Origin of the sequence: Streptomyces hydrogenans, assembly GCF_014656075.1 — a bacterium.
Classification (GTDB): Bacteria; Actinomycetota; Actinomycetes; order Streptomycetales; family Streptomycetaceae; genus Streptomyces; species Streptomyces hydrogenans.
In genome coordinates this window covers 21,630-32,552 of the sequence record NZ_BNBS01000091.1, presented here as the reverse complement: position 1 = coordinate 32,552, position 10,923 = coordinate 21,630, and the positions used below count along the sequence as shown (strand labels likewise).

The window sequence follows — 10,923 nt, the reverse complement described above, 5'->3', positions numbered from 1 at the left end:
CGTCGACCTCGCCGGCACCCGGCTCGCCGGCGCCGGCCCGCTGCCGCGGGCCGCGGCCGTCCTCGGCGCCCTGCGCGCCGCGGCCGCCGTCTCCGGCCTCCTGCTGCTCCTCGCCGCCGTCAGCGGCCTGAGCCTCCCCGTCGTCTACGGGCTACGCGAGGGCCGGCTGCTGCTCGTCACCGCCAACGCCTGCCTGCTCGCCGCGGTCTGCGCCGCCTCCCGCCGCCCGGGCCTCGCCGTCCTCCCGCTCACCGCCGCCGTCGTCGCCGAGGCGCTGCGCGCGCACCCCGAGGCCGCCGGCTTCGGCGTCGGCGCCGGACTCACCGTCGTCCACCTCACCGCCGCCTCGCTCTGGACCGGCACCCTGCTGTACGTCCTGCGGGTGGTGCGGCTGCGCGGCGGAGGCCGCGAGGTGTTCCTCCGGTACGCCCGCATGGCCGCCTGCGTCTTCGTGGCCCTCGCCGCCACCGGCACCGCGTCCACGCTGCGCCGGCTGCCCCCGGAGGCCGCCCTCTCCACCGCCTACGGCAGGGTCCTGCTGGTGAAGCTCGCCCTCTTCGGCGGGGTCAGCCTGCTGGCCCTGGCGGCCCGCTCCCGGCTGCTGTCCGGCGCCGACGCCCGGCCCCCGGCCAGGGCCGAGCTGGCCGTGCTCGCCGTGATCGTGGCGCTCTCCGCCCTGCTCACGGTGGCGCCGGACCCGCGCTGGCCGCTCTTCTGACGTTCAGTCGCGCGCCACGAGCACGGCGGTGCCGAACAGCGCCAGGGCCGCCGGGAGGCCCACCGCGGCCCGTACGGACTCCGCGGAGACGCCGGCGGCCAGCAGGGCCGCGCCGAGCACCGCGAGGGCCGTCAGGACGACGGCCACCCAGCCGTACTGGCGCTGGTCGTAGAGCCGGGCCAGCGGGAAGAAGTGCAGTCCGACGGCGAGGCAGATCCCGACCGGGATCCACTCCGGGTGCCCGGACGCGTTCGAGCCCGCGATCACGCCGACGATCGCGGCCGCCTCGGCGGCGTTCACGATGCCGATCCCGCGGTTCCACCGCTCCGGCAGCCGCACCGGCCGGGTCACCTCGCCCGCCGTGCCCCGGAACCCGGCGGCCAGCGTCGCCCCCGCCAGGACGGCGCCCAGCACCCCCGCGACCACCAGGCCGGGGGCGGGCAGTCCGGACCCGCCCGCCAGCGCCCACACCACCCCGAAGACGGAGAGAACGACGACCCCGCGGCGGCGCAGGGTGCGGGTCAGGGTGAGGCATGCGGCATCCACGGTCATGGTCATGACCGGACCCTATCGACGGAATCCGGCCGGGTCCGGGGTTTCCGGACATCCGTGCGAAGGGTTGGCCTAGACCTATTGATCGCGTCGTTCCGCGCCGATACGTTTCCCCCGGCTGCGCAGCCGGCACGAACCGCACGGCACCATCCCGCACCACATCGCATCGTTCATTTCAGGAGGACATGCCATGTACCGTCGCGCCGCCGCCGCGCTCGCCACCGCGGCCACCGCCGGAGCCCTCGCCCTCGGCACCGCCGGGGCGGCCGAGGCCGCCGGCCCCGGCTTCTACGCACGCAGCCACCACTCCTCGTACGCCGAGTGCCAGGCCGCCGGCCAGGCCGGCGAGGCGTTCTGGGGCAAGATCTACTTCTGCGAGCCCTTCACCTCCACCCGCCCGGACGTCATCGTCCTCTGGGTCCGCTACTGACCCATGCGCGAAACGGCCGGTCCCGTGGGGGCGGGACCGGCCGTTCCGTCATGCGGTGAGGGCGCGGGGCCTCAGCACTCGATGATGTTCACCGCGAGGCCGCCGCGGGCGGTCTCCTTGTACTTGACGCTCATGTCGGCGCCGGTCTCCTTCATGGTCTTGATGACCTTGTCGAGGGAGACCAGGTGGCTGCCGTCGCCGCGCATGGACATCTTCGCCGCCGTGACGGCCTTGACCGCCGCCATGCCGTTGCGCTCGATGCAGGGGATCTGGACGAGGCCGCCGACCGGGTCGCAGGTGAGGCCCAGGTTGTGCTCCATGCCGATCTCGGCCGCGTTCTCCACCTGCTCGGGGGAGCCGCCCAGGACCTCGGCCAGCGCGCCCGCCGCCATCGAGCAGGCCGAGCCGACCTCGCCCTGGCAGCCGACCTCGGCGCCGGAGATCGACGCGTTCTCCTTGAAGAGCATGCCGACCGCGCCGGCCGCGAGGAGGAAGCGGACGATGCCGTCCTCGTCGGCTCCGGGGACGAAGTTCATGTAGTAGTGCAGGACGGCGGGGATGATGCCGGCCGCGCCGTTCGTCGGGGCGGTGACCACCCGGCCGCCGGCCGCGTTCTCCTCGTTCACCGCCATCGCGTAGAGGGTGATCCACTCCATCGCGTGCATCGCCGGGTCGCCCTCGGAGCGCAGCTTGCGGGCCAGGGTCGAGGCGCGGCGGCGGACCTTCAGGCCGCCGGGCAGGATGCCCTCGCGGGACATGCCGCGCGAGACGCACGCCTGCATGACCCGCCAGATCTCCAGCAGGCCCGCGCGGATCTCGTCCTCGGTGCGCCAGGCCTTCTCGTTCTCCAGCATCAGCGAGGAGATCGACAGGCCGGTCTCCTTCGCCAGGCGCAGCAGCTCGTCACCGGTGCGGAAGGGGTACTTCAGGACGGTGTCGTCCGGGATGATCGGGTCCTCGCCCGCGACGGCGTCCTCGTCGACGACGAAGCCGCCGCCGACGGAGTAGTACGTCTTCTCCAGGACGAGCCCGCCCTCGGCGTCGTACGCGAAGACCGTCATGCCGTTGGCGTGGTACGGCAGCGCCTTGCGCCGGTGCAGGACCAGGTCGGCGTCGAAGTCGAAGGGGACGTCGTGGGCGCCCAGCAGGTTGATCCGGCCGCTCGCCTTGATCCGCTCGAACTCCTCGTCGGCGTGCTCGACGTCGACCGTGCGGGGCGAGTTGCCCTCCAGGCCGAGGAGGACCGCCTTCGGGGTGCCGTGGCCGTGGCCGGTCGCGCCCAGCGAGCCGTACAGCTCCGCCCGGACCTTCGCGGTGCCGGCGAGCAGGCCCTCGTTCTTCAGCCGGCGCGCGAACATCCGGGCCGCGCGCATCGGGCCCACCGTGTGGGAGCTGGACGGGCCGATGCCGATCGAGAACAGGTCGAAGACCGAGATGGCCACGGGGGACTCCTTGTGGGGCTAGACGCCGTTGTCTGCCGGGGTGGTGCAGAAACAAGCAGGATGAGGCGGTGCCGGGGGGCGCGGGACAAAGGGCGGGGGCACCGCGCTCACTGTCCAGTGTGCGCGGTGCCCCGGAGCTTCGTACGAATAAAAGCGTACGAAATTACTTCAGGCCGGGGTACAGCGGGTGCTTGTCGGCCAGGGCGGTCACCCGGGCCTTCAGCGCCTCGGCCTTCTCGCCGTCGAAGCCCGGCTTGAGCGTCTCGGCGATGATGTCGGCGACCTCGGTGAAGTCCTCGGCTGTGAAGCCGCGGGTGGCGAGGGCCGGCGTGCCGATGCGCAGACCGGAGGTGACCATCGGCGGGCGCGGGTCGTTCGGAACGGCGTTCCGGTTGACCGTGATGCCGACCTCGTGGAGCCGGTCCTCGGCCTGCTGGCCGTCCAGCTCCGAGTTCCGCAGGTCCACCAGGACCAGGTGGACGTCCGTGCCGCCGGACAGGACCGAGACACCGTGGGCGGTGACGTCGTCCTGGACCAGGCGCTCGGCCAGCGCGCGGGCGCCGTCCAGGGTGCGCTGCTGGCGCTCCTTGAACTCCTCCGAGGCCGCGACCTTGAAGGAGACGGCCTTGGCCGCGATCACGTGCTCCAGCGGGCCGCCCTGGAAGCCGGGGAAGACCGAGGAGTTCAGCTTCTTCGCGAACTCCTTCTTCGCCAGGATGATGCCGCCGCGCGGGCCGCCCAGGGTCTTGTGGGTCGTGGAGGTGACCACGTCCGCGTACTCGACCGGGTTCGGGTGCAGACCGGCCGCGACCAGACCCGCGAAGTGGGCCATGTCGACCCACAGGTAGGCCTCGACCTCGTCGGCGATCCGGCGGAACTCCGCGAAGTCCAGCTGGCGCGGGTACGCCGACCAGCCGGCGATGATCACCTTCGGGCGGTGCTCCTTGGCCAGGCGCTCGACCTCGGCCATGTCCACCAGGCCGGCCTCGTCCACGTGGTACGCGACCACGTTGAACTGCTTGCCCGAGAAGTTCAGGCGCATGCCGTGGGTGAGGTGGCCGCCGTGCGCCAGGTCGAGACCGAGGATCGTGTCGCCCGGCTGGGCGATCGCGAAGAGCGCGGCCTGGTTGGCGGAGGCGCCGGAGTGCGGCTGCACGTTGGCGTACTCGGCGCCGAACAGGTCCTTGATCCGGTCGATCGCGATCTGCTCGGCCACGTCGACGTGCTCACAGCCGCCGTAGTAGCGGCGGCCCGGGTAGCCCTCGGCGTACTTGTTGGTGAGGACGGAGCCCTGGGCCTCCATGACCGCGACCGGAGCGAAGTTCTCCGAGGCGATCATCTCGAGGGTGGACTGCTGGCGGCGGAGCTCGGCGTCGACGGCGGCGGCGACGTCCGGGTCCAGCTCGTGGAGGGGAGTGTTCAGAAGCGACATGAAGCGATCCCTAGGGGGTCTCGGTCAGCCTGCGGTGAAGGCGGTGTACTCGTCGGCGGTGAGCAGGTCGCCCGGCTCGTCCGAGAGGCGCACCTTGAACAGCCAGCCACCCGCGAACGGAGCGGTGTTGACCAGCGCCGGGTCGTCCACGACGTCCTGGTTGGCCTCGACGACCTCGCCCGTGACGGGGGAGTACAGCTCGCTCACGGACTTGGTCGACTCCAGCTCGCCGCACTCCTCGCCCGCGGTGACGGTGGCGCCGACCTCGGGGAGCTGGACGTACACGATGTCGCCGAGCGCGTTCGCCGCGTGCTCGGTGATGCCGACGGTCGCGACGCCGTCAACGGCGTCCGTCAGCCACTCGTGCTCCTTGCTGTAGCGAAGCTGCTGGGGGTTGCTCATGACCTGATTCTCCTGGATCGGGGGAGTACTGATGAACGTGGGTCTTGCGGGGTGAGACGCCGGGTGAGACGAATGCGTCACTTCTGGCGCTTGTAGAACGGCAGCGCCACGACCTCGTAGGGCTCGTGGGTGCCGCGGATGTCCACACCTACACCCGCGGTGCCGGGAGCGGCGTGCGCCGCGTCGACGTACGCGATGGCGATCGGCTTGCCCAGGGTCGGCGACGGCGCGCCCGAGGTGATCTCGCCGACGACCTCGCCGCCCGCGACGACCTGGAAGCCCGCGCGCGGGACGCGGCGGCCCTCCGCGATCAGGCCGACCAGCTTGCGCGGCGGGGCGCTCTCGGCGCGCTCGGCGGCGGCCTCCAGCGCCGTGCGGCCGACGAAGTCGCCCGGCTTCTCGAACTTCACGACCCGGCCGAGGCCCGCGTCGAAGGGGGTCAGGGCGGTGGTCAGCTCGTGGCCGTACAGCGGCATGCCCGCCTCCAGGCGGAGCGTGTCGCGGCAGGACAGGCCGCAGGGGATCAGGCCGACGCCCTCGCCCGCCTCGGTCAGCGCCTTCCAGACGCCCTCCGCGTGCTCCGGCTTCAGGAACAGCTCGAAGCCGTCCTCGCCGGTGTAGCCGGTCCGGGCGATCAGGGCCGGGACGCCGGCGACCGTGCCGGGCAGGCCCGCGTAGTACTTCAGGCCGTCCAGGTCGGCGTCGGTGACCGACTTGAGGATGCCGGGGGACTCCGGGCCCTGGATCGCGATCAGGGCGTACGCGTCGCGGTCGTCGCGGACCTCGGCGTCGAAGCCGCCGGCGCGGGCGACGAGCGCGTCCAGCACGATCTGGGCGTTGGAGGCGTTGGCGACGACCATGTACTCGGTCTCGCCGAGGCGGTAGACGATCAGGTCGTCGAGGATGCCGCCGTCCTCCTGGCAGATCATCGTGTAGCGGGCGCGGCCGTTGCCCACCGTGGAGATGTTGCCGACCAGCGCGTAGTCCAGGAGGTCGACGGCCTGCGGGCCGGTGACCGTGATCTCGCCCATGTGGGAGAGGTCGAAGAGGCCGGCCCGGGTGCGGACGGCGTTGTGCTCGTCGCGCTCACTGGCGTACCGCAGCGGCATGTCCCAGCCCGCGAAGTCGGTCATGGTCGCGCCCAGCGAACGATGCAGGGCATCGAGGGCGGTCAGACGGGGGGCAGTGCTCATGGAAGGTGACTCCCGGGTCCCAAGGGCGTGATCGGTGACGAAAACACATGACGGGCGAGGACGTCCTCCCCATCTGTCATGGAACCTGAGAGGTTCACCGGGGGCATCCCCGGCTTGCACCTTGGGTGGGGACACAGGGGTGTCCCGCTTTTCAGATCTGCCTCATCCACGCGGTACGGGGCCTGAGAGATTCAAGGGAGGGTCTTGCTCCTTCGGCGCCCGGACGGCCGAGGCCGGTCCGGAACTCTCCCGCGCGGATTCGAGCGGCCGGTATGCGGTTGTAGGGCGCTGCGCGCGCCTGGCGCGCACATCATCGCACGCGGTGTCGGCGCCGCAAATCGCTTGTCTCGGATTACCGTTTCTTTACACTTCGTGGGCAAGGGTCTCCGTGAGGTCTCCCGGCACGTCTCCCGGGGTCCCGACAGGGGGAGAGCAGCGATGAGGATCCAGCACACCGGCGTCTTCGCCGGCGACGGCGCCATACCGGCCCAGCGGGCCCGCGCCCGGACGCGCCGACGCGGGCGCGTCGTGCGGGACCTGCGCGAGCGGGGAGGGCGCGGTCCGCGCGCCCTCACCTTCGCCGCCGGGGACGTCGTGGTCGTCTCCGGCCTGCCCGGCAGCGGCAAGTCCACCCTGCTGCGGCGGGCCGCCGAGGGCCGCGGCATCGACTCGCAGGACGCCCGGGAGCGCTGGGAGGCCCGGATGCCCCGCCTCCTGCCGTACGCGCTCTACCGCCCGCTGGTCCGGATCGCGCACTACGCCGGGCTGTACCGGGCCCTGCGCTCCGGCGCCGGGGTCGTCGTGCACGACTGCGGCACCCAGTCCTGGGTCCGCGGCTGGCTCGCCCGCGCGGCCGCCCGGCGCGGCCGCGCCCTCCACCTGGTCCTCCTCGACGTCGACCCGGACACCGCCCGGGACGGCCAGCGCGAGCGGGGCCGGGGGGTGTCCGCGTACGCCTTCGCGCGGCACCGCAGGGCGGTCGGCCGGCTCGTCGACGCCGTCGAGTCGGGCCGGCTGCCGCGCGGCTGCGCCTCCGCCACCCTCCTCGACCGGGACGCCGCCGGCGCGCTGCGGCGCATCGGCTTCCGCGCCCCGGTCTGAGGCCCGGCCCGCCGGGTTCTGGTCACAGCCGGGGCGGGGCGGCGTTAGGGTGCTGCGGGACGGCCGGGACCAGGGCCGTACGAGAAGGGGACGGAACCACCGTGGACGTGACGTGGCCGGGCAACGAGCTGGAGGAGGCGCTGGCCGCCGCGCTCGGGCAGCCCGCGGCCGGAGGCCGGCTCATCGAGGTGCTCGGCCGCAGCCCCGTCTGGGTCCCGCTGCCCAACGGCGGCGGCCCCGACAGCCCCGACCTGGACCTCGCCACCATGGAGATCGGCGGCGCGGCCTACGTCCCCGTCTACAGCTCCCGGGAGCAGTTCCTCGCCTGCGTCGGCGACCACATGTCCTTCACCGTCGCCCCCGCCCGTGACTTCGCCCGCGGCCTGCCCCCGCAGCTCGGCATCGCCGTGAACCCCGGCGGCGTCGTCGGCGTCCCGCTGCCGCCGCCCGCCGTCGCCGAGCTCTGCCGGGCCGGCCGCACCGCGCTCGACGGGCCCGCGAGCGGCGCCCGGGTGCGGCTCTTCGAGCCGGACTGGCAGGACGACCCGGTCGACTTCCTCGCCGCGGCCGGCGCCGAGTTCGAGGCCACCGGCGTCGTCGCCTCCGCCCGCCGCGCCCTCGCCAGCGTCGAGGGGACCGAACCGGCCCTCTTCGTCGGCGTCCAGCTCACCGGCTGGGACGGCGTCGACCGCAACGCCCCGCTGGACGCGCTGGGCCGCGCCCTCGGCCGCGTCGAGGTCGCCTGGCCGGTCAACCTGATCCTCCTCGACATGGCCGCCGACCCCGTCGGAGACTGGATGCTGGAGCGGGTGCGGCCCTTCTACCAGCGCGCGGTCCACTGATCCACCGATCCACCGAACACGAGCCGTACGAGACAGACAGAGGGGCGGGACCCAGGGTGAGCGCGTCAGGCAGCGCCGCGACCGGAGAGGTCGAGCACATGCTGCGCCAGGTGGCGCCCGGACGCTACGACGCGTACGAGGGCCTGCTGCACGCCCTGGCCGACGGCGAGCTGTACATGCTGCTCTGGCAGGGCAGCCCGGGCTCCTCCGACGCCCAGTACGGCAACATGGAGGTCGACGGGCACGGGTACGCGCCCTGCGTCACCTCGCCCGGCGAGCTCGCCGCCTCCGGCTGGCACCGCGCCCACGAGCGCGTCACCGGCCGCGAGATCGCCCGCGCCCTCTACCCCGAGCGCTGGGGCGTCTGGCTCAACCCGCACGCCCCCGGCGGCGGCGTCGGCGTCCCGTGGGCCGATCTGCGCCGGATCGCCACCGGCCTCGACCGGATGCCCGCCGGGCCGCTCCGGGTCTCCGAACCCGCCCTGGAGATCCCGCAGTTCTACGCCCACCTGACCCAGAACGCGCACCGGACCCCGGCCGTCCGCTCGCTGCGCCGCGGCTGGGTGCAGCCCGCGCTGGGCACCCCGTACCTGGTCATCGGACTCGACCTGTACGACGGTTCGGCCGCCGCCGTCGACGAGGTGCGGGCGATGATGCGCCAGTCGATCGGCTCGGTGCCGGAGGGGCTGCCCGTCTCGACGGTCGCGCTCTCCGACGCGTACGACCCGGTGGCGCTCTGGCTGAAGGCGCACGCCCGGCCCTTCTACGACCGCGAGGCGCACGGAGCGCCGTCCCAGCATGCGGGATCCCACCGTCCGGGATACGGCTACCCGCCCGCGCAGCACCGCTGACGCCCGCTTCGCCCCCTTTCCCCGCCCTGGCCGAAATGCCTTGCCAGGGCGGGGTTTTGCGTCCAGTTGGGCCCGCTCCCGCCGCCGATGTCCGGCATCCGCCCGTTTTGGTGAGTGTCCGGGTCTCAGGTTGGTATCACCGCTATGCGGACTGTTCTCTGCCGCGTCACTCGCCAGTAGCGTTCGGCCGGTCAAGACCACACATGGCGACCCAGGGGTGGACCCATGCGCATACTCAATTCCCGGTCGACCCGGGCTCTGACGGCGGCCATCACGGTCGGCCTCATCGCCACGGGCTGCGCGAGCGACCGGGACAAGGACGAGAACAAGTCCGGAGCCAAGGACACCTTCGTGTTCGGCGCCCCGGGCGACCCGGCCTCCCTCGACCCGGCCCTCGCGAGCGACGGCGAGACCTTCCGGGTCACCCGCCAGGCGTTCGAGGCGCTCCTGGAGCACGAGCCCGGCGGCAGCAAGCTGGTGGGCGGGCTCGCCGAGAAGTGGTCGAGCAACCCCGAGGGCACCGTCTGGACCTTCAACCTCCGCAAGGGCGTGAAGTTCCACGACGGCGAGACCTTCGACGCGAAGGCGGTCTGCGCCAACTACGACTACTGGTTCAACTGGAAGGGCACCTACCAGTCGAGCGCGGTCTCGTACTACTGGCAGACCATCATGGGCGGCTTCAAGGCCAACGAGGACAAGGAGACGCCCAAGGCGAACTACAAGTCCTGCACGGTCAAGGACGACGCCACCGCCGTCATCGAGGTCTTCGAGCCCTCCGCCAACCTGCCCGGCGGCTTCTCCCTGAACGCCCTCGCGATCCACTCGCCCAAGGCGATCCAGGAGTACGCGAAGCAGCAGGTCACCGAGGCCGGCGACGCCATCACGTACCCCAAGTACAGCCAGGAGGCCGGCACGGTCGCCGGCACCGGCCCGTACAAGATCACGAAGTGGAACAAGGGCAACAAGGAAGTCGCCCTGGAGCGCTTCGACGACTACTGGGGCGAGAAGGCCAAGGTCAAGAACCTCGTCTTCCGCACGATCGACACCGAGGAGGGCCGCCGCCAGGCGCTCCAGGCCGGTGACATCGACGGCTACGACCTGGTCGCGCCCGCCGACATCAAGACCCTCGAGTCCGCGGGCTTCCAGGTCCCGACCCGTGACGTCTTCAACCTGCTCTACCTCGGCATGACGCAGGAGGCCAACCCGGCCCTGAAGAAGCCCGAGGTCCGCCAGGCCATCGCGCACGCCGTCGACCGCGAGAACATCGTCAAGACCCAGCTGCCCGAGGGCGGCAAGGTCGCCACGCAGTTCATGCCCGACACGGTCGCCGGCTACTCGGACAAGGTGAAGCAGTACGCCTTCGACACCGCCAAGGCCAAGTCGCTCCTCGCCGGCGCCGGCGCGAGCGGCCTGTCGGTCGACTTCTGCTACCCGACCGAGGTCACCCGCCCGTACATGCCCGCCCCGCAGGACATCTTCGAGCTGGTCAAGGCCGACCTCGAGAAGGCCGGCATCAAGGTCAACCCGAAGCCGAAGAAGTGGAACCCCGACTACGTCGACGCGGTGGAGAAGGGCGGCTGCGCCCTCCACATGCTCGGCTGGACCGGTGACTTCAACGACGGCTACAACTTCATCGGCACCTGGTTCGCCGGGTACGACAAGCAGTGGGGCTTCAAGGACGACAAGGTCTTCAACGCGGTGAAGGCCGGCTCGCTCCAGGGCGACCCGACCAAGCGCACGGACCTCTACAAGGCCGCCAACGAGGCGATCATGGAGTACCTGCCCGGTCTCCCGCTGACCTCCTCCCCGCCGGCCATCGCGTTCGGCAAGAACGTGGTCCCGCCGAAGGTCTCCCCGCTGACGCAGGAGAACTTCGCCGAGGTCTCCTTCAAGTAACACACCCGTAAGCGGTCCGCCCGGTCACGCGCTCCTGCCGTGACCGGGCGTCCGCGCATCCACC

Annotated in this window: 11 protein-coding genes and 1 riboswitch; of the genes, 6 read left to right on the top strand and 5 right to left on the bottom strand. The window is 72.1% G+C overall.

All coding sequences use genetic code 11. The annotated features are described in order from the left end of the window. Positions 1 to 718: CopD family protein (locus IE321_RS29800; protein WP_190225179.1), on the top strand; the 718-nt coding region annotated here is incomplete at its 5' end. Positions 719 to 721: 3 nt separating this feature from the next. Here IE321_RS29800 and IE321_RS29795 read toward each other — a convergent pair. Continuing rightward, the gene (locus IE321_RS29795) at positions 722 to 1,276 is read right to left on the bottom strand and encodes a DUF7010 family protein (RefSeq protein ID WP_226651373.1); all 555 of its coding nucleotides are present in this window, start codon (positions 1,274 to 1,276) and stop codon (positions 722 to 724) included. 184 nt (positions 1,277 to 1,460) lie between these two features. Between IE321_RS29795 and IE321_RS29790 the strand changes: the two genes are divergently transcribed. Beyond that, positions 1,461 to 1,700, top strand: coding sequence for a hypothetical protein (locus IE321_RS29790; protein WP_043219851.1), 240 nt, complete (start codon positions 1,461 to 1,463; stop codon positions 1,698 to 1,700). Positions 1,701 to 1,771: 71 nt separating this feature from the next. On the opposite strand, the gene IE321_RS29785 is transcribed toward IE321_RS29790, so the two are convergent. The 4 genes from IE321_RS29785 to gcvT all read right to left on the bottom strand — a co-directional run bounded on the left by IE321_RS29785 (position 1,772) and on the right by gcvT (position 6,169). Beyond that, complete coding sequence (locus IE321_RS29785; protein WP_190225178.1) at positions 1,772 to 3,142, bottom strand: L-serine ammonia-lyase; 1,371 nt, start codon at positions 3,140 to 3,142, stop codon at positions 1,772 to 1,774. A gap of 163 nt (positions 3,143 to 3,305) precedes the next feature. Continuing rightward, positions 3,306 to 4,574: a serine hydroxymethyltransferase gene (gene glyA / locus IE321_RS29780; RefSeq protein WP_043219855.1), complete on the bottom strand. Its 1,269-nt coding sequence runs from the start codon at positions 4,572 to 4,574 to the stop codon at positions 3,306 to 3,308. Positions 4,575 to 4,598: 24 nt separating this feature from the next. Then, positions 4,599 to 4,976: a glycine cleavage system protein GcvH gene (gene gcvH, locus IE321_RS29775; RefSeq protein WP_190225177.1), complete on the bottom strand. Its 378-nt coding sequence runs from the start codon at positions 4,974 to 4,976 to the stop codon at positions 4,599 to 4,601. 77 nt (positions 4,977 to 5,053) lie between these two features. After that, positions 5,054 to 6,169 (bottom strand): glycine cleavage system aminomethyltransferase GcvT, encoded by a 1,116-nt coding sequence (gene gcvT, locus IE321_RS29770; RefSeq protein WP_190225176.1) that lies wholly within the window; start codon positions 6,167 to 6,169, stop codon positions 5,054 to 5,056. Between the two features lie 161 nt (positions 6,170 to 6,330). Beyond that, positions 6,331 to 6,431: riboswitch (glycine riboswitch) on the bottom strand. Positions 6,432 to 6,607: 176 nt separating this feature from the next. Between gcvT and IE321_RS29765 the strand changes: the two genes are divergently transcribed. The 4 genes from IE321_RS29765 (at position 6,608) to IE321_RS29750 (ending at position 10,859) form a co-directional block, all read left to right on the top strand. Then, on the top strand, positions 6,608 to 7,270 hold the full coding sequence (locus IE321_RS29765; protein ID WP_043219861.1) for an AAA family ATPase: 663 nt from the start codon (positions 6,608 to 6,610) through the stop codon (positions 7,268 to 7,270). Between the two features lie 101 nt (positions 7,271 to 7,371). Further along, positions 7,372 to 8,112 (top strand): enhanced serine sensitivity protein SseB, encoded by a 741-nt coding sequence (locus IE321_RS29760; protein ID WP_190225175.1) that lies wholly within the window; start codon positions 7,372 to 7,374, stop codon positions 8,110 to 8,112. Positions 8,113 to 8,168: 56 nt separating this feature from the next. Beyond that, positions 8,169 to 8,963, top strand: a complete 795-nt coding sequence (locus IE321_RS29755) for an enhanced serine sensitivity protein SseB C-terminal domain-containing protein (RefSeq protein WP_190225174.1) — start codon at positions 8,169 to 8,171, stop codon at positions 8,961 to 8,963. 225 nt (positions 8,964 to 9,188) lie between these two features. Continuing rightward, positions 9,189 to 10,859 carry an ABC transporter substrate-binding protein gene (locus IE321_RS29750; protein WP_043219868.1) on the top strand — a complete coding sequence of 557 codons (1,671 nt, stop codon included), beginning with the start codon at positions 9,189 to 9,191 and terminating at the stop codon, positions 10,857 to 10,859. The last annotated feature ends 64 nt before the right edge of the window (positions 10,860 to 10,923 follow it).

Coding starts and splice junctions, on each gene's coding strand:
- IE321_RS29795 (WP_226651373.1), bottom strand. CDS start 1,276: ATGACCATGACCGTGGATGCCGCATGCCTCACCCTGACCCGCACCCTG.
- IE321_RS29790 (WP_043219851.1), top strand. CDS start 1,461: ATGTACCGTCGCGCCGCCGCCGCGCTCGCCACCGCGGCCACCGCCGGA.
- glyA (WP_043219855.1), bottom strand. CDS start 4,574: ATGTCGCTTCTGAACACTCCCCTCCACGAGCTGGACCCGGACGTCGCC.
- gcvH (WP_190225177.1), bottom strand. CDS start 4,976: ATGAGCAACCCCCAGCAGCTTCGCTACAGCAAGGAGCACGAGTGGCTG.
- gcvT (WP_190225176.1), bottom strand. CDS start 6,169: ATGAGCACTGCCCCCCGTCTGACCGCCCTCGATGCCCTGCATCGTTCG.
- IE321_RS29765 (WP_043219861.1), top strand. CDS start 6,608: ATGAGGATCCAGCACACCGGCGTCTTCGCCGGCGACGGCGCCATACCG.
- IE321_RS29750 (WP_043219868.1), top strand. CDS start 9,189: ATGCGCATACTCAATTCCCGGTCGACCCGGGCTCTGACGGCGGCCATC.